Genomic DNA, 21,029 nt, shown 5'->3' on the forward strand with positions numbered 1-21,029 from the left:
CGCTAACCGCCCTGTCTAGAATGAATTCATGAGCACCACCAGCGCGGCCCTGACGCGCCGCGAGCAGATCCTCAAGGAGGCCGCCCGGCTCTTCGCCGAGCGTGGCTTCCATGGCGTCGGCGTCGACGAGATAGGGGCCGCCGTGGGCATCAGCGGCCCCGGGCTCTACCGCCACTTCGCGGGCAAGGACGCGATGCTCGCCGAACTCCTCGTCGGCATCAGCGGCCGGCTCCTGACGGGCGGCAAGCGGCGCGCGGCCGAGGCGCGCAGCGGTGGGGACGCGGCCGAGGCGCTGCTCGACTCCCTGATCGAGGGCCATATCGACTTCGCCCTCGACGACCGCCCGCTGATCACCCTGCACGACCGCGAGCTGGACCGGCTGCGCGACAGCGACCGCAAGCTGGTCCGCCAACTCCAGCGGCAGTACGTGGAGTTGTGGGTGGAAGTCGTGCGGGACGTCTATCCCGCGATGGTCGAGCCGGAGGCGCGGGCGACCGTGCACGCGGTGTTCGGCCTGCTCAACTCCACGCCCCACCTCAGCCGCCCCGGCCCGCTGCCCGGCCGTAACGCGATGGCGCGGCTGCTGCACCGCCTGGCCCGTGGCGCCTTCGCGGCGGCCGCGTCGAACGGCGCCGCCTGATCCGGGCCCCTGTGCGGGGCGCGGTGGGCGTCGTTCGTCGGGCCGTCCGCTCGGGGCGGCTCCGGACAGCTCTGGACAGCCTTGGCAACTGCCGGGTAACTTAAATATGAGCAAGCGCTTAGACAGCACGCCGCGAGGTGTGCGCCGAAGCGCCGCCCGCAGCGACCCGAGCCAGACGACCAGGAGGCCGACCGTGCGCCGTACCGTTTTCAATGAGGACCACGAGGCGTTCCGGGAGACCCTGCGCGCCTTCATCGAGACCGAGGTCGTCCCCGTCTACGACGAGTGGTTCGAGGCCGGCCAGGCGCCCCGCGACTTCTACTACAAGCTCGGCGAGCTGGGCGTCTTCGGCATCCGTGTGCCCGAGGAGTACGGCGGCGCGGGCATCGACTCGCACAAGTTCGAGGCCGTCATGTACGAGGAGACCGCCCGCGCGGGCGTCTCCTTCGGCGGCTCCGGCGTGCACGTTCTGCTGGGCCTGCCGTACATCCAGATGCTCGCCGACGACGAGCAGAAGAAGCGTTACCTCCCGAAGTTCGTCACCGGTGAGGAGATGTGGGCCCTCGCGATGACCGAGCCGGGCACCGGCTCCGACCTCGCGGGCATGAAGAGCACCGCCAAGCTCTCCGAGGACGGCACGCACTACGTCCTCAACGGCGCCAAGACCTTCATCACCGGCGGCGTCCACGCCGACCGCGTCATCGTCTGCGCCCGCACCGCCGCGCCGACCGCCGAGGACCGCCGCTTCGGCATCTCGCTGTTCGCCGTCGACACCAAGGCCGAGGGCTACTCGGTGGGCCGCAAGCTGGACAAGCTCGGCCTGAAGACCTCCGACACCGCCGAGCTGGCGTTCGTCGACGTCAAGGTGCCCGTCGAGGACCTGCTCGGCGAGGAGAACAAGGGCTTCTACTACCTCGGCCAGAACCTGCCGTCCGAGCGCTGGGGGATCGCGTTCGGCGCGTACGCGCAGGCCAAGGCGGCCGTCCAGTTCGCCAAGAGCTACGTCCAGGACCGCACTGTCTTCGGCAAGTCCGTCGCGTCCTTCCAGAACACCAAGTTCGAACTGGCCGCCTGCCAGGCCGAGGTGGACGCCGCCGAGGCCGTCGCCGACCGTGCCCTGGAGGCGCTGGACGAGGGCGAGCTCACCCCGGCCGAGGCCGCCTCCGCCAAGCTGTTCTGCACCGAGGTCGCGCACCGCGTCATCGACCGCTGCCTCCAGCTGCACGGCGGCTACGGCTTCATGAACGAGTACCCGATCGCCCGCCTCTACGCCGACAACCGCGTCAACCGCATCTACGGCGGCACCAACGAGGTCATGAAGATGATCATTGCGAAGGACATGGGTCTGTGACCTCTCCGCTCGACGCCCTGCTCGATCTGCTCGACCTGGAGCGGATCGAGCGGGACATCTTCCGGGGGCTGTCGCGCTCCGCGATCGTGCCGCGCGTGTTCGGCGGCCAGGTCGCGGCCCAGGCCCTGATCGCCGCCGGACGCACGGTCCCCGAGGGGCGTGCGGCGCACTCCCTGCACGCCTACTTCCTGCGCCCCGGTGACCCGGGCGCCCCGATCGTCTACACGGTCGACCGGATCCGCGACGGCAGATCCTTCACCACGCGACGCGTGGTGGCGGTTCAGCACGGGCTGCCGATCTTCCACCTCTCCGCGTCGTTCCAGGAGTACGAGGAGGGCCTGGAGCACCAGCTGGCCATGCCCGCGGCGCCGGACCCGGAGTCGCTGCCCACCGCCGCCGAGATGCTGCCCCGTGACCTCCCGCCCGACGTGGCCGAACGCCTGGCCGAGGCCCGCGCGGCCGTCGACCTGCGCTATGTGGACACCCCGCCGTGGGGCAGTGTCGGCACCCCGCGCCCGCCGCGCTCCCAGGTGTGGTTCCGCACCAACGGCAAGCTCGCGGACGATCCCCTGCTGCACGTCTGCCTCGCCACGTACGTCTCCGACATGACGCTGCTCGACTCGGTGCTGCTCGCCCACGGGCGCGGCGGCTGGGCGGTCGGTGACGTGGTGGGCGCCTCGCTGGACCACGCGATGTGGTTCCACCGGCCGTTCCGCGCCGACGAGTGGCTGCTCTACGACCAGGAGTCGCCGTCGGCCTCCGGCGGGCGCGGGCTCGGCCAGGCGGGGATCTACACCCAGGACGGACGGCTCGCGATCTCCGTCATCCAGGAGGGCGTGGTGCGGGTGCCACGCGCGAAGGGCGCGTAGGCGTAGGCGAAAGGGGCCTTTGCAGGCCCGGCGAAAGGGCCCCTGGACGGCCCGGCGAAAAGGGCCTCCACGCGCGCGTGGAGGCCCTTTTCGAAAAACCGGCCTCTAGAGGTCCGGTTTTCACGACTCCGGTGTCAGCCCCGCCGAGTCCAGCAGGTACGCCGTCATCGGGTCGTAGAAGCGCGGGTCGGTGACGTGGTCGTCGAGCGGGACCGTGACCTGGACGGTGCCCTCGGCCTCGCCGATGAACAGGGCCGGGTCGTTGCAGTCCGCGTACCCGACGGAGTCCAGGCCGCGCTGGCCCGCGTACCCGGCCCAGCCGTGGTCGGCGACGACCAGGCCGGGTTGGGGGCGGCCCTCGCGCTCCAGGCCGTCCAGGATGGCCTTCATCGGCTCGGGGGAGTGGGTGTGCCACAGGGTGGCGCCGCGCTCCAGGACCGCCACGTCGGCGAACTGGAAGACATAGCCCTCGTCGGCGGTGAGCCCGGCGGGGATCACCACGATCTCGCAGCCGGCCGCACGCAGCGCCGCCGCCGTCGCGCGGTGCACGTCGAGCAGGCCGCCGGGGTGGCCGGTCGCGAACAGCACCCGCTCCTTGCCCGCGGCCGCCTTGCGCAGCCGGGCCCCCATCCGCTCCAGGGCGTCGACCGTCAGCTCCGGGTCGATCGTGTCCTGGCCCGTGCGGTGCCCCGGGTCGTCGACCACGCCGCACCGCTCGGCCATCACCGCGAGCACGTCCTGCTCGTCCGTCCAGCGGTCGCCCAGCTCCAGGCCCAGCCAGTAGTGGCGGTCGCCGTTCGCGAGCTTGCGGTAGTGGGAGAGGTTGTTGTCGCGGGGTGTGGCGACGTCACCGGCGATACGGGTGCGGACAAGGTGGTCGACGAGTGCGGCACGGCTGGGTATCGGCATGCCCCCCATTGTGCCGTCGGCCCGGAGCGGCCGGGCCAGGCGTTCCGAACCCTGGGACCCTCCGTGCGCGAATCCGTACGCGGAAATCCGCACCCAAGGGACCCAAGGGGCGGAATCAGAGGTTCCGCAGGGCGAACCACAACTCCATGCGCACATCCGGATCGTCCAGATCCGTTTCAAGCAGCGTGGAGCAGCGGGCGATCCGCTGCCGGACCGTGTTGCGGTGCACGCCGAGGGCCACCGCCGAACGGTCCCAACTGCCGTGCAGCGAGAGCCAGGTGCGCAGGGTCTCCACCAGGGCCGGATTTCCTGCGAGCGGATCGAGCAGCACGCGCGCGTGCGCCTCGGCCTCCTCGGGCTCGACGAGTGCGGCGAGCCCGGACTCCCGGTCCCGCACCAGACCGGTGCGCGTGACCTCCGCCCGCCGCAGCGCCCGCGCCGCGCGTGCGTCGGCCGCGGCCAGGTCGCCGACGGCGGCCGGGGCGGACGCCCCGAGGGTCCAGCCGGGCGGCGGATCGAGCGCGTGGTCGGCGGGCACGAGCAGCCGTACGACATCCGTGCCGGGCTCGTCGTCGGCCGGGTCGACCAGGGGCGTGCCCAGGGACACGGCGAGCGCGGACGGGGACGGCGGGGTCCGCTCCGCTCGGGACGGCAGCACGCGCGCGTGCACCACGCGCCACGCCTCGCTCCCGAGCAGCGCCCCCGCCCGCTCCGGAGCGGAGCCGAGCAGCAGCCGGACGAGCGCCGCCGACCGGGCCCCCTCCGACGCGCTCTGATGCTCACCGGTGAGCAGCGAGAGCAGCACCACCGCGGCCCCCGTGATGGTGTGATCGCCCGCCGCGCGGTGCTCGGTCGCGACGCCGAGCGCGAAGCCGCGGCCGCCGCCCAGGGCGTACGCCGTCAGGTGCACGGGACCGGCCGTGTCCGCCGCCGCGGTGGGCGCCCCCGGGGTGGCCCGGCGTACGACCGCGGTCAGCTCGCGCAGCGCCGTACGGGCCGCCTCACCGGTGCGCCCGGCGGACTGCAGCTGCGTCCCGTCGGGGCCGTACAGGAGCGCCGCCCCGCCGAGGCGGGCGGCCAGCTGGTGCAGGACCGCGGGGACCGGGTCGGGGCGCGCCGCAGCGGTCGCCAGGCCCTGCTGCGCCTCGGCGACCCGGCGCAGCTCCGCGTGCCGTGCCTCGGCCATCAGCCGCCACACCGCGCGTGCGACGCCGCTGAACGTGGTCTGCGGCGGCACTTCGAGGAGCGGCAAACCGTGCCGGTCGCAGGCCGCCACGAGGGCGCGCGGCACCGTGTCGTGCACCGGCGTGACCCCGAAGCCGAGCGCCGCCCCGCCCGCCCGCACGACCTGCGCCACATAGGCGTCCAGGTTGCCGTCGCCCGCCTCTCCGATGTGCACGCCGGCCGTCAGGAGCAGCTCGCCGCCCAGCAAGTACGGGGAGGGGTCGGAGAGTTCGGAGGTGTGCGCCCAGTGGACGACGGTGCCCGCCTCGCGCGCGTCGGGGCCGGCGATCTGGCGCAGCCCGAGCGAGTCGAGGGCGAGCAGCGCGGACAGCGCCACCGGCACCACGGGCGGGGCCGACGGTGTGGAGGAGGGCAGAGACGCGGGTGTGGACATGAGGAGTGGACGATCCCTCCATTCACGATGAGAGAAGTGGAGGAAACGTACACTTCAGCGTCGCTTTCCGGCCACTTAAGGTCGTGCCGACCGCCGGCCGCGGGTACGGGCGGATGTCCCCTCGGCCGGTCACCCCTCACATCCCCCGTATCTGCACGACACGCCACCGAGGTGCGCAAAGGAGGGCCGCATGGCCGTCGACTACACAGTGATCGTCATCTATCTCGTCGGCATGCTCGCCATGGGCTGGTGGGGCATGCGCCGCGCCAAGTCCAAGAGCGAGTTCCTGGTCGCCGGGCGCCGCCTCGGACCGTGGTTCTACTCCGGGACGATGGCCGCGATCGTCCTCGGCGGCGCCTCCACCATCGGCGGCGTCGGCCTCGGCTACCAGTACGGCCTGTCCGGCGCCTGGATGGTGTTCACCATCGGCCTGGGCATCCTGGCCCTGTCGGTCTTCTTCTCGGCGCGCATCGCGCGTCTGAAGGTCTACACCGTCTCCGAGATGCTCGACCTGCGCTACGGGGGCCGCGCCGGCGTCATCTCCGGCGTCGTCATGTGGGCGTACACGCTGATGCTCGCGGTCACCTCGACCATCGCGTACGCGACGATCTTCGACGTCCTCTTCGACGTCCACCGCACCGTGGCGATCATCCTCGGCGGCACCATCGTCGTCGCCTACTCCACGCTCGGCGGCATGTGGGCGATCACGCTCACCGATATGGTGCAGTTCGTCGTCAAGACGATCGGTGTGCTGCTCCTGCTGCTGCCCATCGCCGTGATCAAGGCGGGCGGCTTCAGCGAGATGAAGGCGAAGCTGCCGACCGAGTACTTCGACCCGCTGGGCATCGGCGGCGAGACGATCTTCACGTATGTGCTGATCTATACGTTCGGCATGCTCATCGGGCAGGACATCTGGCAGCGCGTCTTCACCGCCCGCAGCGACAAGGTCGCCAGCCGCGGCGGCGCCGCGGCCGGCACGTACTGCCTGGTCTACGCGATCGCCGGCGCCGTCATCGGCACCGCGGCCAAGGTCATGTACCCGAACCTGGAGAGCGCCGACGCCGCGTTCGCCACCATCGTCAAGGACGAACTGCCCATGGGTGTGCGGGGCCTGGTGCTCGCCGCCGCGCTCGCCGCCGTCATGTCCACCTCGTCCGGCGCGCTGATCGCCTGCGCCACCGTCGCCAACAACGACATCTGGTCGCGGCTGCGCGGAATCGTCAAGCCCGCCGGGCACGACGAGGGGCCGCACGACGAGGTCAAGGGCAACCGCCTGTTCATCGTGATCATGGGCGCCGCGGTCGTGGTCATCGCCATCGCGCTCAACGACGTGGTGCAGGCCCTGACCGTCGCCTACAACCTGCTCGTCGGAGGACTGCTCGTGCCGATCCTCGGCGGCCTGGTGTGGCGCCGCGGCACCGCGGCCGGAGCGCTCGCCTCCGTCGCCGCCGGCGGCCTCTCCGTCATCGGCCTCATGGCGTACCACGGCATCCTCGCCACCCAGCCGATCTACTACGGCCTGCTGATCTCGCTCGGCGTGTACATCGCCGTCTCCCTGGCCACCCCGCCGACCGACGCGGCCGTCCTCGCCGCCTGGCGCGAGCGCCTCGCGGGCCGCGCCGAGGAGCCCGACGAGCACCCCGCGGCCCCCGCAACCGCTGTGACCAGCAGCTGAACCCCGAGCGCGGCCCATTGTCAGTGGGCCGCGCAACACTTGGAACCGACTCGAACAAGCAGGAGGAAGAACGACCATGAGCAGCGCCGAGACCCCGACCCCCCGCGGCCCCGTCGACTCCTCCCGCGTCCCGCGCTACGCAGGCCCGGCGACGTACGCCCGCCTGCCGCGGCTCGACGAGGTCGGCGGGAAGACGGACGTCGCGGTGGTCGGCGTCCCCTTCGACACGGGCGTCTCGTACCGGCCGGGCGCCCGCTTCGGCGGCAACGCCATCCGTGAGGCGTCCCGCCTGCTCCGCCCGTACAACCCGGCGCAGGACGCCTCGCCGTTCGCCCTCGCGCAGGTCGCGGACGCGGGTGACATCGCCGCCAACCCGTTCAACATCAACGAGGCGGTGGAGACCATCGAGGCCGCCGCGGACGACCTCCTCGGCACCGGCGCCCGCATGATGACCCTCGGCGGCGACCACACCATCGCGCTGCCGCTGCTGCGCTCGGTTGCGAAGAAGCACGGCCCGGTCGCGCTGCTCCACTTCGACGCCCACCTGGACACCTGGGACACGTACTTCGGCGCGGAGTACACCCACGGCACCCCGTTCCGCCGCGCTGTCGAGGAGGGCATCCTCGACACCGAGGCGCTGTCCCACGTCGGCACCCGCGGCCCGCTCTACGGCAAGCAGGACCTGACCGACGACGAGAAGATGGGCTTCGGCATCGTCACCTCGGCGGACGTCTACCGCCGGGGCGCCGACGAGGTCGCCGACCAGCTCCGCCAGCGCATCGGCGACCGCCCGCTGTACATCTCCATCGACATCGACTGCCTCGACCCGGCCCACGCCCCGGGCACCGGCACCCCGGAGGCGGGCGGCATGACCTCCCGCGAACTCCTGGAGATCCTGCGCGGCCTGTCCTCCTGCAACCTGGTCTCGGCGGACGTCGTGGAGGTCGCCCCGGCGTACGACCACGCGGAGATCACCGCCGTCGCCGCCTCCCACACGGCGTACGAACTGACCACGATCATGTCCCGCCAGATCGCCGCGAGCCGGGAGGGAACCACCGCGTGACCCACGACCACGACCTGGAACTGCTGCCCACCGCAGCGCAGAGAGAGGCCGCCCTCAACCCGCCCGCCGGGCGGACCGGGGGAGACCTGGTCGTCGAGACCCTGCGCGGCCTCGGCGCCGCCACCGTGTTCGGCCTGCCCGGGCAGCACGCCCTCGGCATGTTCGACGCGCTGCGCCGCTCCGACCTCGGCTATGTCGGCCTGCGGGTGGAGAACAACGCGGGCTTCGCCGCCGACGCATACGGACGTGTCACCGGCGAGGCCGCACCGCTGCTGCTCTCCACCGGACCCGGCGCGCTGATGTCGCTCGCCGCACTGCAGGAGGCGGCCGCCGCGAGCGCGCCCGTGCTCGCGATCGGCAGCCAGGTCCCGGCGGCAGGCCTCGGCGGCGGCAGACACGGCTATCTGCACGAACTCCGCGACCAGCAGGCCTCGTTCCGGGACGTGGTCAAATCCGTCCACACCGTCCGTACGCAGTCGCAGATCCCCTCGGCGATCGCGGCGGCGTGGGAGTCAGCGCTGACCGCGCCGCACGGACCGGTGTGGGTGGAGATCCCGCAGGACGTCCTCCTCGCCGAGACGAGCCTGCCGGTCGTCACCGCGATGGACGCCACCCCGCGCGAGCTGGTGCCCCGGCCCGAACTGACCGCGGTCGCCGCCGATCTGCTCACCAAGGCCGAGCGTCCGGCGATCATCGCAGGCGGCGGAGTGGTGCGTTCCGACGCCGCGGGCAAGCTGCTCGCGCTCGCCGAGAAGCTCAACGCCCCGGTGGTCACCACCTTCGGCGGCAAGGGCGCCTTCCCCTGGGAGCACCCGCTGTCGCTGCAGTCCTGGATGGAGGACCGGCACACCACCGACCTCCTGGAGGACGCCGACGTCCTGCTCGTCGTCGGCTCCGGCCTCGGCGAACTCTCCTCGAACTACCACACGTTCGCCCCGCGCGGCCGGGTCGTGCAGATCGAGGCGGACGCCGGGAAGCTGGAGTCCAACCACCCCGCCCTCGGCATCCACGCGGACGCCCGCCTCGCCCTCTCCGCCCTGCTCGACACGGTCGAGGAGCGGCCCGACGCGGACGCGGCCGGCCGGGTCGCCGAGCTGCTCGCCAAGGTCCGGGAGCGCCTGGACGGCCAGGAGTTGGCGCTCGAACGGCAGGTCCTGGCCGCCGTGCGCGAGGCCCTGCCCGCCACGTCCCCGTCGTTCTGGGACATGACGATCCTCGCCTACTGGGCCTGGTCCGCCTGGCCCGGAGCGATGCACTCCGCCCAGGGCGCGGGCGGCCTCGGCTACGGCTTCCCGGCGGCGCTCGGCGCGGCCACCGCCGACCCGACCCGCCCGGTGCTCGCGGTCTCCGGCGACGGCGGCGCGATGTACTCCATCGCGGAACTGGCCACGGCCAGGCAGTACGACCTGAACGTCACCTGGCTGATCGTGGACGACGGCGGGTACGGCATCCTCCGCGAGTACATGACGGACGCCTTCGGCGAAGCCACGGCGACGGAGCTGTCACGCCCCGACTTCGTGGCGCTCGCCGAGTCCTTCGGGGTGCCCGCGGTGCGGACCTCGGTGGAGACCCTGGCCGAGGACCTCGCCAAGTCCCTTGCGGCGCCGGGGCCTTCGGTGGTCGTGCTGCCGGCGCTGCTGCGGATGTTCGCGCCTACGCATCTGTGAGGTGCCCTCAGTCGCCGGACGGGCTCACATGGAGCCGTCCGGCGACTGAGTACGAGCCCGCAGGGCGACTGAGGACGAGCCCGCAGGGCGATCGACGGTGCGATGCCCTGCGCTGCGAGCGCGACGCTAGGGCCGCAGCCCCTCCCGTACGTCCCGCTTGTCCAGCTTCGCGTCCCGCGGGGCCAGCGGCTTCGCCTTCGCCGGGTCGGCCTTGACCGCCGCTGGGGCGACTCCGGCCCACTGAAGGATGTCGGCGGTCGCCTTCGCCCGCTCGTCGGCGACGAGACCGGCCACATCGGCGCCGTGGTTGCCGCCCGGCACGGTCACCGCGTACGCGTCCTCAGTGCCCTTGCCCGGGCGGAACGGCTCGGCGCCCCATGGGTCGTTCTGGCCGTACACGAAGAGCATGCGCTCGGCGTTGTGCCGCACCCAGCGGTCCACGTCGCGCATCGCCGACGGGTCGAACGACATCGGGATGTCCCGCGGCACGAAGGTGCGCGGCGGCTGGTAGCCGTACCGGGTCAGGCCCTCCAGGTGCGGCTGCCGGATGGTGGGCGCGCCCAGCTCGGTACCCGCCTGGTAGTAGTACGGCGTGTAATTGGCCAGGCTCTGGTCGGTGTAGGCGGACCAGCCGGCGATCGTGTCGATGTAGTCGAAGAGTTCCTTGTCGCTGACCGCGGCGGCGTCCGGCACGTCGGCGCAGTCCTTCTCCAGGCTGTACTGCCAGAAGCCCCAGGCCGTGTCGAGGACCGTCGCCTCGAAGGCCTTGTCGAGGGTGCCCACGGTCTTCGTGGTGTAGTCGCCCGCGGCCAGGAAGTCCGCGTACAGCTTCTGCAGCGGCTCGCGGCGCACCAGCGCCTCCCGCTCGACGGCCTGCAGCGCCTCGCGGCACTTCTTCGGCCCGACGGTCTCGAAGAACCGGTCGTACGCCGAATCCTCCTTGTTCACCACGTCGTTGGGCGCGACGTACGCGACCACGCCGTCCATGTCGCCGGGGTGGAAGCGCTCGTAGTACGTGGCGGTCATGCCGCCCTTCGAACCGCCCGTGGCCAGCCACTTCTTGGTGTAGATCGGCTTGAGGGCCTTGAACAGGCGGTGCTGGTCGGCGGCGGCCTGCCGGATGTCGAGCTTCGACCAGTCGGCGGGGTCGGGGCGCGACGGGCTGAAGTAGCGGTACTCCAGCGAGATCTGGTTGCCGTCCACGATCCGCGTCGGCTCGCTGCGGCGCGGGGTCGTGGAGACGTGGTAGCCGGAGGTGTAGAACACCGTCGGCCGTGCGGTGTCCTTGTGCAGGACGGTCAGCCGCTGCTCGAACGTGCCCTTGGCGGGCCTGCGGTGGTCGATCGGCTGCGTGTAGCCGAGGACGAAGAAGCGGTAGCCCGGGTACGGCTTCTCCTCGATCAGCCGCATGCCGTCGATCGCGAGCAGCCGGTCCTTGATGTCGGTCTCGGTGGTGGCGGATCGGTCCGCCTGCGGCTGAGTCTGCGGCTGTGCGGCGGTGGCCGCGCCCGCCGCGCTCACGGTGCCTATGAGCACCACGAGCGACAGCAGCCATCTGAGTGCGTTGCGCATGCACCCTCCCCTGTGTCACGGATGTCCGCCGGAACCTATCGGAGCAACTCCTGTGGCACCAGAGGGGATTGGGAGCCCAGTGGCAGTTCAGTGGCCGTCAGCTCAGTTGTCGTTCAGCACTGGATCCAGCGCGGCTTCAGCGAACCGTCGCCGACCGAGCCCGTGACCTTCACGCAGCGGTGGGCGGCGCGCACCGACAGCGGGCCCGCGTACCTGCGGAACGTGCCGGAGCGGGTGATGGCGCGGTGCCCGCGGGCCTGCAGGGTGACGGACATCTTGCGGGCGCGGCCCGGCTTCTCGGCGTACGTGAGGGCGCAGACGAAACCGGCGCCCTTGAAGACGGTGACGCGGCCGGTGGAGAACCTGAACGTCTTGATCTTGTGGCCCTGGCAGGGACCCGCCGCGACGGCCTGGGCGGCGGATGGGGAGACGAGGGCGAACAGCAGGGCGGCGGCGAGCGTCACACAGCCGAGCAGTGTCCGCCGGGCACGCCCGGTGGATCCGCCGCCACGCCCGCGTGCGGCACTTCCACGCGGGCGTGCGGCACTTCCACGCGCGCGTGCGAAGCGTCCACGTGCGCGGGCGAAACGTCCACACGCGCGTGCGAAGCGTCCGGCACCCCAGTCCCGTATCCCACTGCGCACAGTCGCCCCTCCCGTTGCTGCTGCTCCTGCCGCGTGCTGCAGCGTACTGAAGTACGGACGCTCCCCCTAGAGGGGCGGTCGCAGCATCTGACGGAGCTTTACCGGCGCGCGGTGCAACCTCCCGGGGGCACCCGACGTCGAACAGTCAGAGAGAAAGGCGGTCCCCATGGCGAAGACGCCTCCGCGTACGTCCGGCCGCACCGGCCGGTTACTCCTCGTCGTCGCGACCCTCACCGCGCTTGCCGCGGTCCCCGCGGCGGCCGCAGTACAGACGGAACCCGAACCCGCACCCGCACCCGCACAACAGGCGAAGGAGCGCTCGGCACCCGTACAGGCGAAGGAACCCTCGGCCGCCGCGGCGCCCTCCCATTCGGGTGGTCCCAAGAACGTCGCCGAGCGCGTCGCGCACTTCTACGCCGCGTACGTCGACGTCGCCTACTCCGCCAACGACCTCGCCGACGACTCCGCGGCCACCGAACTCCGCAAGTTCTACCTGACGTCCGAGCTGCGCTCCCGGCTCGCCAAGTGGGAGCAGCAGAACGAGGCCGACGGCGTCCTGATGGCGCAGAACGTGCCGAGCGCCTGGAAGGTCACCCCCGGCGACAGCGGCATGGGACACACCTGGTCCACGGTCCGGCTCACCTGGGGCAGCGGCCAGGACCGCACGTACACCTACATCGCGGTGCAGTCGGACCTGGCCACCCGGAAGATCTCCGACATCAAGTCGAAGTACTGACCTTCACCGGCTCGCCCTCCACCGGCTTCCCGATGAACGTGCGCCACAGGCGGGCGTACTTGCCGTCCAGGGCGAGGAGTTCGTCGTGCGTGCCGTCCTCCGCGACCCGGCCGTGGTCCATCACGACGACCCGGTCGGCGCGGGCGGCGGTCGTCAGGCGGTGCGCCACGACCAGCGTGGTGCGGCGCCCGGCGAGCCGGTCCGCGGCCGCGTTGACCTGCGCCTCGGTGGCCAGGTCGAGCGCGGCCGTGGCCTCGTCGAGGAGCAGGATGTCCGGATCGACCAGTTCGGCGCGGGCCAGGGCGATCAACTGCCGCTGGCCGGCGGAGAGATTGCGGCCGCGCTCGTTCACGGCGTGCAGATAGCCGCCGTCGAGCCGGGCGATCATCTCGTGCGCCCCGACGGACCGCGCGGCCGCCTCCACCTCGGCGTCGCTCGCGTCAGGGCGTCCGTACGCGATCGCGTCCCGCACCGTGCCCTCGAAGAGGTACGCCTCCTGCGGCACCACGCCCAGGCGGTGCCGGTATGAGGCGAGGCCCAGCGCGCGCAGGTCCGTGCCGTCGACGGTGACCCGGCCCGCCGTCGGGTCGTAGAACCGGGCGACGAGCTTGACCAGGGTCGACTTGCCCGCGCCGGTCTCGCCGACGAACGCGACGGTCTGGCCGGCGGGGATGCGCAGGCTGACGTCGGACAGCGCGGTCTCGCCGGACGTGGCCGGGTCGGCCGACCCGTACCCGAACTGCACGTCCTCGAAGGCGATCTCGCCGCGCAGGGACGGCACGTCGAGCGGCTCGGCGGCGTTCTTCGTGGACGTGGGCTCGCGAAGCAGTTCCTGGATGCGGCCCAGCGAGACGGTCGCCTGCTGGTATCCGTCGAAGACCTGCGACAGCTGCTGCACCGGCGCGAAGAACAGGTCGATGTAGAGCAGATACGCCACCAGCGCGCCCGTGGTGAGGGTGCCCGCGTCGACCCGGTGCGCGCCCACGATCAGCACCGCGGCCGCCGCCACCGACGACAGCAGCTGTACGAACGGGAAGTACACGGAGATCAGCCACTGGCCGCGGATCCGGGCCTGGCGGTAGCTGTCGCTGCGTTCCCGGAACCGCGCGGCGCCGGACCGCTCGCGGCGGAAGGCCTGCACGATCCGCAGCCCGGCGACGGACTCCTGGAGGTCGGCGTTGACCACCGAGATGCGCTCACGCGCGAGTTCGTACGCCTTCACGCTGGACTTGCGGAAGAAGTACGTGCCGACGATCAGGACCGGCAGCGTCGCGAAGACCACGAGCGCCAGCTGCACATCGATCACCAGGAGAGCGGCCATGATGCCGAAAAACGTCACTACAGAGACGAACGCGGTGACCAGGCCGGTCTGCAGGAACGTGGAGAGCGCGTCCACGTCGGTCGTCATCCGGGTCATGATGCGCCCGGTCAGCTCCCGCTCGTAGTAGTCCAGTCCCAGCCGCTGCAGCTGCGCGAAGATCTTCAGGCGCAGCGCGTAAAGGACCCCCTCGCCGGTGCGGCCCGTCATCCGGATCTCGCCGGTCTGCGCCGTCCACTGCACGAGCGTGGTCAGCAGTGCGAGTCCCGCCGCCGTCCACACCGCGCCCAGCGCGACCTGCTCCACGCCCTCGTCGATGCCGTGCCGGATCAGCACCGGCAGCAGCAGCCCCATCCCGGCGTCCACCGCGACGAGCAGCAGCGCGAACAGCAGCGGCCGCCCGAACCCCCGCAACAGCCGCCGCAACCCGTACGACTCCTCCGCAGCGACCGCCCGCGCCTCGTCCACGCGCGGCGTCTCCGTGGCCGGCGGCAGCGCGTCCACCTGCGCAAGCAGCTCGGGCGTCGCCGGAGTGCCCGCCAGGGCTGTGCTTTCGGCGTCCCGCCGCTCCCGGTCCCCGGTCCACAGCCTCGGCGTGATCCCGCGCTCGGCGTCGAACTCGGCGTCCAGCTCGGCCCGTACGGACATGTCCTCGTCGGCCTCGCCCGCCACCGGCAGCGGTGCGACGTGGCCGGGGGAGACCCCGCCCAGCTCGTCCGGGTCGGTGAGCAGGCGCCGGTAGAGGGCGGAGCGCTCCTCCAGCTCCTCGTGCGTGCCGATGTCGGCGAGGCGGCCCTCGTCGAGCACGGCGATGCGGTCGGCGAGGTTGAGGGTGGAGCGGCGGTGCGCGATGAGCAGCGTCGTACGGCCCGCCATGACGCTGCGCAGGGCCTCGTGGATCTCGTGCTCCACGCGCGCGTCGACGGCCGATGTCGCGTCGTCCAGGACGAGCAGGCGCGGGTCGGTGAGGATCGCGCGGGCCAGGGCGAGGCGCTGGCGCTGGCCGCCGGAGAGGGTCAGGCCGTGCTCGCCGACCTTCGTGTCGTACCCCTCGGGCAGCTCGGCGATGAACCCGTCGGCCTGCGCCGCGCGTGCGGCGGTTTCGATCTGCTCCTGCGTGGCCCCGGGCAGGCCGTACGCGATGTTGGTGCGGACGGTGTCCGAGAACAGGAACGAGTCCTCGGGGACCAGACCGATCGCGGCGCGCAGCGACTCCAGGGTCAGCTCGCGGACATCGTGCCCGCCGACCAGGACCGCGCCGTGCGTCACGTCGTAGAAGCGCGGCAGGAGCAGCGAGACGGTCGACTTGCCGCTGCCGGAGGCGCCGACGAGGGCGACGGTCTCGCCGGGCCGGATGGACAGCGAGAACCCTTCGAGAACGGGACGCTCGTCGTCGTACGCGAACGACGCGTCGTCGAACTCGACCGTCGCGGGAGCGTCCGCCGGGAGTTCCTTCGTGCCGTCCCGCAGGGCGGGCTCGGTGTCGACCAGCTCCAGGACCCGCTCCACGCCCGCGCGCGCCTGCTGGCCCACGGTGAGCACCATGGCGAGCATCCGCACCGGGCCGACCAGCTGCGCCAGATACGTCGAGAACGCCACGAACGTGCCCAGGGTGATCTGCCCGCGCACCGCCAGCCAGCCGCCAAGGGCCAGCATCGCGACCTGGCCGAGTGCGGGCACGGCCTGCAGCGCCGGGGTGTACCGCGAGTTCAGGCGGATCGTGCGCAGCCGGCCAGCGAACAGCTTCCGGCCGACCTCGCGCAGCTTCCCGGTCTCCTGCTCCTCCTGTCCAAAACCCTTCACCACGCGTACGCCCGACACCGCGCCGTCGACCACGCCCGCGACGGCGGCGGCCTGCGCCTGCGCATACCAGGTGGCCGGGTGCAGGCGGCTCTTGCTGCGCTTGGCGATGAACCACAGGGCGGGCGCGACCGCGAGGGCGACCAGCGTCAGCGGCAGCGACAGCCAGGCCATGATCACCAGGGAGATCAGGAACAGCAGGATGTTGCCGATGGTCATCGGCAGCATGAAGAGCAGGCCCTGGATCAGCTGCAGGTCGCTGGTGGCGCGGCCGACGACCTGCCCGGTGGACAGCTCGTCCTGCCGCCGGCCGTCCAGCTTCGCGATCGTGTCGTACATGTCCGTGCGCAGGTCGTGCTGCACGTCCAGGGCGAGACGGCCGCCGTAATAGCGACGGATGTACGTGAGCACGTACACGACGACCGCCGCGCCTATGAGGAGCCCCGTCCACACGGCGAGGGAGCGCTTGGGAGTGTCGATGACGTCGTCGATCACCACCTTGGTGATCAGCGGGACCAGCGCCATCACGGCCATGCCCGCGAGGGAGGCGCCGAGGGCGAGCACCACGTCCCTCGGGTGCCGCCAGGCGTAGCCCGCGAGCCGCCGAGCCCACCCCTGCTGCTGATCTGCCCCGGTCACGTATCGGCCTCCCACCGCGCGCTGCACTGACGGAATGACCAACACCCGCGCGAGGGCATTTCATCCCACCGCAACAAACGGGGGCCGAAGGACGCAGGCCAATGGGGCTGTGGTCCTAGTCCCGGTCCCGGTCCTGGTCCTGCTCCTGGTCCCCGTCCTCGCCCCCGTCCTCGCCCTCGTCCTCGTCCTCGTACGACAATCCGTAGCCGACCGGATACAGCACGCTCCCCGCGTCCTCCGCCCGCTGCACCGGCACCGGAAGCCGGCCCTCCGGCTCCGCCCGGCCGGCGATCACCCGGGCCGCCGCCCGCAGCTCCGTGTCGGTCCAGGAGTACGCCGCGAGGCACGCCCGCACCTGCGGCAGCTGCGCCACGTCGTACGGGTTGCGGATCGCGACCGCGACCACCCGGACGCCCGTCGCCAGCAGCCGCTGCACGAGCGTCCGCTGCGGACTCGTCGCCGTCACGTTGTACGTCCCCACGACCACGGCGTCCTTGCCCGCCGCCGCGGCCACCGCCTCGTCGATCTTCGCGGCGGACGGGGCCGTACCGGTGGACAGCGCGCCGGCCGTGAACCCGAGCTCGGTGAGGGCGCGTGCCAGGACCGTGGTGGGCGGACCCGTCGTACCGGAGGGGGACGCGGGGTCGGCGCCGACCACGAGGACGTTCCGGTGTGCGCGGGCCGACAGGGGCAGCAGCCCGCCCTCGTTGACCAGGAGCGTGGTCGTGCGGTCGGCGATCCGCTCGGCCGCGGCCAGGTGCGCGCGGGTGCCGACTTCCCGCTCCACGCGCGCGTGCGTGACGTACGGCTTCCGGAACAGGCCGCGGCGGGCCTTGAGTTCGAGGATGCGCAGGATCGACGCGTCGAGCCGCTCCTCGGTCAGCTCGCCGTCCCTGACCGCCCGGAGCACCGCGTTCCACGCGACCTCCGGCTGCGGCGGGTTGAGCAGCTGGTCCACGCCCGCCTTCAGGGCGAGCACCGGGACCCGGTCGTCCCCGTACTTGGTGCGGACGCCCTGCATGCCCAGGGAGTCCGTGACGACCACGCCGTCGTAGCCGAGCTGCTCGCGCAGGATGCCGGTGAGGATGGGCGCGGAGAGCGTCGCCGGGTCCTCGGCCGGGTCGAGCGCGGGGACCACGATGTGCGCCGTCATGACCGAGTCGATCCCGGCCGCGATCGCCGCCTCGAACGGCGGCGCGTCCAGCTTCTGCCACTCCTCGCGCGTGTGGTGGATCGTCGGCAGCGAGTAGTGGCTGTCGTCCTTGGTGTCGCCGTGCCCGGGGAAGTGCTTGCAGGTCGCGGCGACCCCGCCGCTCCCGTACCCCTCGACCTGCGCCTCGACGAGCCGCGCGACGGCCTCGGGGTCGGAGCCGAAGGAGCGTACGCCGATCACCGGGTTGGCGGGGTTCACGTTCACGTCCGCGACCGGCGCGTAGTTCTGCCGGATGCCCATCGCGGCCAGCTCCCGGCCCGCGATCAGCGCGGCCCTGCGGGCGTCGGCGGGTGCGCCGGTCGCGCCGAGCGCCATCGCGCCGGGCATCAAAGTGGCCGGTTTCCCGACCCGTGCGACGATGCCGTGCTCCTGGTCGGTGGAGATCAGCACCGGTATGCGGGTGGGCTGTTCGAGCGCCGCGCGCTGGATGCCGTTGGACAGGTCGGCGATCTGGTGCGGCTCGCGGGTGTTGTGCGCCCAGCCGAAGTAGATGATGCCGCCGACGCGGTACTTGGCGACCAGTTCGGCGGCGTTGCGGACGCCCGCCTCTTCCAGGTTCTTGTCGACGTCGGCCTGGTCGGGCTCGGTCGCGGAGTGGCCGTAGACCCGCATCACGAAGAGCTGGCCGACCTTCTCCTCCAGGCTCATGCGGTCGATCAGGGCGCGCAGGGCGGTGCGGTTCACGGTGCTGTCGTCCGCCGCACGCGCGGAGCCGTTGCCCACCGCGAGGGCGGCGGCGGAACCGGCGGTGGCGGCGAGCAGCGTACGTCTGGAGGTGCGGAGGCGATCGGACATGTCGCTCCCGAGACTCGGAGCCCGGGGCGGCACGGCCCTGTGTCCGTGGACCGTGCGGCCCCGGACTGGTGAAGAAAACTGCCGGGAGGATACGGATAGTCGGAAAGTTTCTTACGGTCAAGAAGGCGGGAGCCGAGCGGGCCGCCCGAGGCGCGGGTTGCGCAAGTCGGGCTGCACGCGCGCGTGGTGGCGGGTTTCGTCCGTACGTGTGGGTGGTGCAGGGTTCCGCACGCGCGCGTGGTGGCGGGTTTCGCGACAGGTGGCGCCGCTCTCAGGCCGACTCGTTGAGCAGCCGCCCCAAATGCTCCCGCCCCGCCGCCAGTTGCTCCGGAAGCGGTGGCGCCTCCGGGTGCCAGCGGGCCTCGTACTCCCAGCACAGCCACCCGTCCCAGCCCTCGCGGCTGAGCAGCTCCACGCACTCCGTGAGCGGCAGCACGCCCGCACCCAGCGCGAGCGGCGTGGTGTCGGCGGCGGAGGCGATGTCCTTGACCTGGACGTAGCCCAGATACGGCGCCAGCGCGGCGTACGACATCGAGGGCTCCTCGCCGCCGAGCCAGGTGTGCATGACGTCCCACAGGGCGCCCGCGTGGCGGTGTCCGACGGCGCCCAGCACGCGCGCGGCGGCGGCGCCCGTGCGGTGCGAGTCGTGCGTCTCCAGGAGGATCCGCACGCCGACGTCGGCCGCGTGCTCGGCGGCGAGCCCCAGTCGCCGCGCGGCCGTCGCGTCCGCCTCGTCCGCGCCCTGTTCGCCGGTGCCGCCGGGGAAGACCCGTACGAACGGGGCGCCCAGGTCGCGGGCGAGCGCGCACAGGTCTCTCATCTCCGCGAGCACCGGCGCGTCCGGTCCGGGCGCCGCCACGCGCGCGTACCCGGCGATTCCCAGGACCTGCACACCGGCCGCCCTGAACTCGGCGGCGGCTTCCGCCCGTCCGGCCGCACCGAGCCCGGGGTGCACCGGCTCCTCGGCGTGCGCGCGCAGCTCGACGCCGTGGTAGCCGTGCGCGGTGGCGAGCCGCACCACGTCGGAAAGCGGCAGTCCGGGCACGCCGAGGGTGGAGAAGGCCAGCTTCACGGCGGGCTCCTGGAGGGGGAGAGCGGCGGCGACTTGGGGCGGACCTTAGGAACCGGCGGCCTCAGGGCGCAAGCCTCGCAAGCCCCTGGCCCGCCCTCGGCCGCTGCTCACACCCGTCCCGTGGACCCCCGTACGACCAACTCCCCGTGAATCGTGGCCACGCCGCCCGGCGGCTCCTGCTCGCGGCCCATGGCGATGCGGCCCGCGCGTGCCGCCGCCTCGGCCAGCGGCAGCCGTACGGTCGTCAGGGCGGGCACCGCGTCCACGCTGAACGGCAGGTCGTCGAAGCCGGCCACCGAGACGTCGTCCGGGATGCGCCGGCCCGCCTCGCGCAGCGCCGCGCACGCGCCGAGCGCCACCGTGTCGTTGGCCGCGACGATCGCTGTCAACGCGGGCTCGCGGCGCAGGAGTTCGACGGTGGCCGCGTGGCCGGTGGCGCGGTCGTACGGGCCGTGCAGGGTGAGCTCGTCGCCGCGCGGGAGGCCTGCGGCGGCGAGGGCGTCCCGGTGGCCCTCCAGGCGGTCCCGGGTGGTCGTTCGCTCCTCGGGGCCCGCGATGTAGCCGATGGTGCGGTGGCCGAGCAGCAGCAGGTGCTGGGTGAGGGTGCGGCCGCCGCCTCGGTTGTCGAAGGTGAGCGCGACGGTGCCGGTCTCGGGCGCGGGCGGGCGGCCGCACAGCACCACGCGCGTGCCTGCGTCCGTGAGCCGCTGCAGCTTGGTGGTGAGCGCCGCCGCGTGCTCGGCGTCCTCGACGGCGCCGCCGGTGATGACGACCGCCGCCGCGCGCTGGCGCTGCAGCAGGGTCAGATAGGTCAGCTCGCGCTCCGGTGAGCCGCCGGTGTTGCACACCACCGCGAGCCGCTCCCCGCCCGCGCGCCCCCCGGGTCCGCCGATCTCGGACTGCACGGCGCCCGCCATGATCCCGAAGAACGGGTCGGCGATGTCGTTGACGAGGATGCCGACCAGGTCGGAGGTGGCGGCGGCGAGGGAGCTCGCGGGCCCGTTGAGGACGTAGTCGAGTTCGTCCACCGCGCGGAGCACGCGTTCCCTGGTGGCGGCCGCCACCGGGTAGTTGCCGTTCAGGACGCGGGAGACGGTGGCGGGGGAGACCTGGGCGCGGGCCGCCACGTCCGCCAGGGTCACGGTCATCTGCATGCCTCCGTGGTCTCTCTTCGGTTCCACCTTCGGTTCCCACCGCGTCGGCGGGCGGGGCGGGCGGTTCCCACCGCGTCGGCGGGCGGTTCCCACCGCGTCGGCGGGCGGTTCCCACCGCGCGCGGGCGGTTCCCGCCGCCGAGTGGCTCCCGCCGACGGCCGGAAGACCGCCGCCACGCGCGCGTGGCGCCGCTTTCCGCGACGGTCCGGCGCTCCCTGTGGGGCACTTCGACCGGCCCTCTTGTACGGGGCTCGTCAGGCAGGCTAGCTTTTCTTGCGATAGAAAGCGCTTGCT

The 21,029-nt window shown here is 72.4% G+C and carries 15 protein-coding genes; 7 read left to right on the forward strand and 8 right to left on the reverse strand.

Annotation, left to right across the window (positions count from 1 at the left end; all coding sequences use genetic code 11):
* The first annotated feature begins 28 nt into the window (after positions 1–28).
* The 3 genes from QIS99_RS12440 (at position 29) to QIS99_RS12450 (ending at position 2,860) form a co-directional block, all read left to right on the forward strand.
* A complete protein-coding gene (locus tag QIS99_RS12440; protein WP_282513280.1) occupies positions 29–640 on the forward strand; it encodes an SACE_7040 family transcriptional regulator in 612 nt (203 codons plus the stop codon).
* A gap of 193 nt (positions 641–833) precedes the next feature.
* The gene (locus tag QIS99_RS12445; RefSeq protein WP_282513281.1) at positions 834–1,991 is read left to right on the forward strand and encodes an acyl-CoA dehydrogenase family protein; all 1,158 of its coding nucleotides are present in this window, start codon (positions 834–836) and stop codon (positions 1,989–1,991) included.
* Complete coding sequence (locus QIS99_RS12450; RefSeq protein WP_282513282.1) at positions 1,988–2,860, forward strand: acyl-CoA thioesterase; 873 nt, start codon at positions 1,988–1,990, stop codon at positions 2,858–2,860. Before QIS99_RS12445 ends, QIS99_RS12450 begins: the two co-directional genes overlap by 4 nt.
* A gap of 120 nt (positions 2,861–2,980) precedes the next feature.
* Here the strand turns inward: QIS99_RS12450 and QIS99_RS12455 are convergent, their stop codons facing one another.
* Together QIS99_RS12455 and QIS99_RS12460 are read right to left on the reverse strand one after the other, a co-directional pair.
* Positions 2,981–3,769 carry a phosphatase gene (locus QIS99_RS12455; protein ID WP_282513283.1) on the reverse strand — a complete coding sequence of 263 codons (789 nt, stop codon included), beginning with the start codon at positions 3,767–3,769 and terminating at the stop codon, positions 2,981–2,983.
* A 115-nt stretch (positions 3,770–3,884) separates the two neighbouring features.
* Positions 3,885–5,387 carry a PucR family transcriptional regulator gene (locus tag QIS99_RS12460; RefSeq protein ID WP_282513284.1) on the reverse strand — a complete coding sequence of 501 codons (1,503 nt, stop codon included), beginning with the start codon at positions 5,385–5,387 and terminating at the stop codon, positions 3,885–3,887.
* A gap of 190 nt (positions 5,388–5,577) precedes the next feature.
* Between QIS99_RS12460 and QIS99_RS12465 the strand changes: the two genes are divergently transcribed.
* From QIS99_RS12465 to QIS99_RS12475, 3 genes are all read left to right on the forward strand, one after another.
* Positions 5,578–7,062, forward strand: a complete 1,485-nt coding sequence (locus tag QIS99_RS12465; protein WP_282513285.1) for a sodium:solute symporter — start codon at positions 5,578–5,580, stop codon at positions 7,060–7,062.
* Between the two features lie 76 nt (positions 7,063–7,138).
* Positions 7,139–8,125, forward strand: coding sequence for an agmatinase (gene speB / locus QIS99_RS12470; protein ID WP_282513286.1), 987 nt, complete (start codon positions 7,139–7,141; stop codon positions 8,123–8,125).
* A complete protein-coding gene (locus QIS99_RS12475; protein WP_282513287.1) occupies positions 8,122–9,792 on the forward strand; it encodes a thiamine pyrophosphate-binding protein in 1,671 nt (556 codons plus the stop codon). The genes speB and QIS99_RS12475 overlap by 4 nt, the downstream gene beginning before the upstream one ends.
* Before the next feature lie 126 nt (positions 9,793–9,918).
* On the opposite strand, the gene QIS99_RS12480 is transcribed toward QIS99_RS12475, so the two are convergent.
* Together QIS99_RS12480 and QIS99_RS12485 are read right to left on the reverse strand one after the other, a co-directional pair.
* Positions 9,919–11,364 (reverse strand): S28 family serine protease, encoded by a 1,446-nt coding sequence (locus QIS99_RS12480; RefSeq protein ID WP_282513288.1) that lies wholly within the window; start codon positions 11,362–11,364, stop codon positions 9,919–9,921.
* 113 nt (positions 11,365–11,477) lie between these two features.
* Positions 11,478–11,828, reverse strand: a complete 351-nt coding sequence (locus QIS99_RS12485) for a hypothetical protein (RefSeq protein ID WP_282513289.1) — start codon at positions 11,826–11,828, stop codon at positions 11,478–11,480.
* A 346-nt stretch (positions 11,829–12,174) separates the two neighbouring features.
* On the opposite strand from QIS99_RS12485, the gene QIS99_RS12490 reads away from it, so the two are divergent.
* Positions 12,175–12,744, forward strand: a complete 570-nt coding sequence (locus QIS99_RS12490) for a hypothetical protein (RefSeq protein ID WP_282513290.1) — start codon at positions 12,175–12,177, stop codon at positions 12,742–12,744.
* Here QIS99_RS12490 and QIS99_RS12495 read toward each other — a convergent pair.
* From QIS99_RS12495 to QIS99_RS12510, 4 genes are all read right to left on the reverse strand, one after another.
* Positions 12,728–16,501 carry an ABC transporter ATP-binding protein gene (locus QIS99_RS12495; protein WP_282513291.1) on the reverse strand — a complete coding sequence of 1,258 codons (3,774 nt, stop codon included), beginning with the start codon at positions 16,499–16,501 and terminating at the stop codon, positions 12,728–12,730. The genes QIS99_RS12490 and QIS99_RS12495 overlap by 17 nt on opposite strands.
* Before the next feature lie 115 nt (positions 16,502–16,616).
* Entirely contained in the window at positions 16,617–18,509 is a 1,893-nt protein-coding gene (locus QIS99_RS12500; RefSeq protein ID WP_282513292.1) for a glycoside hydrolase family 3 protein, read from the reverse strand.
* 271 nt (positions 18,510–18,780) lie between these two features.
* Entirely contained in the window at positions 18,781–19,581 is an 801-nt protein-coding gene (locus tag QIS99_RS12505; protein ID WP_282513293.1) for a sugar phosphate isomerase/epimerase family protein, read from the reverse strand.
* Positions 19,582–19,688: 107 nt separating this feature from the next.
* Positions 19,689–20,729 carry a LacI family DNA-binding transcriptional regulator gene (locus QIS99_RS12510; protein ID WP_282513294.1) on the reverse strand — a complete coding sequence of 347 codons (1,041 nt, stop codon included), beginning with the start codon at positions 20,727–20,729 and terminating at the stop codon, positions 19,689–19,691.
* Positions 20,730–21,029 lie beyond the last annotated feature (300 nt).

Origin of the sequence: Streptomyces solicavernae, assembly GCF_029968095.1 — a bacterium.
Lineage (GTDB): Bacteria > Actinomycetota > Actinomycetes > Streptomycetales > Streptomycetaceae > Streptomyces > Streptomyces solicavernae.

Excerpts from the sequence above, each read along its gene's own strand:
- QIS99_RS12465 (WP_282513285.1), top strand. The coding sequence starts at position 5,578 with ATGGCCGTCGACTACACAGTGATCGTCATCTATCTCGTCGGCATGCTC.
- QIS99_RS12500 (WP_282513292.1), bottom strand. The coding sequence starts at position 18,509 with ATGTCCGATCGCCTCCGCACCTCCAGACGTACGCTGCTCGCCGCCACC.
- QIS99_RS12510 (WP_282513294.1), bottom strand. The coding sequence starts at position 20,729 with ATGACCGTGACCCTGGCGGACGTGGCGGCCCGCGCCCAGGTCTCCCCC.
- QIS99_RS12460 (WP_282513284.1), bottom strand. The coding sequence starts at position 5,387 with ATGTCCACACCCGCGTCTCTGCCCTCCTCCACACCGTCGGCCCCGCCC.
- QIS99_RS12490 (WP_282513290.1), top strand. The coding sequence starts at position 12,175 with ATGGCGAAGACGCCTCCGCGTACGTCCGGCCGCACCGGCCGGTTACTC.
- speB (WP_282513286.1), top strand. The coding sequence starts at position 7,139 with ATGAGCAGCGCCGAGACCCCGACCCCCCGCGGCCCCGTCGACTCCTCC.
- QIS99_RS12440 (WP_282513280.1), top strand. The coding sequence starts at position 29 with ATGAGCACCACCAGCGCGGCCCTGACGCGCCGCGAGCAGATCCTCAAG.
- QIS99_RS12455 (WP_282513283.1), bottom strand. The coding sequence starts at position 3,769 with ATGCCGATACCCAGCCGTGCCGCACTCGTCGACCACCTTGTCCGCACC.
- QIS99_RS12480 (WP_282513288.1), bottom strand. The coding sequence starts at position 11,364 with ATGCGCAACGCACTCAGATGGCTGCTGTCGCTCGTGGTGCTCATAGGC.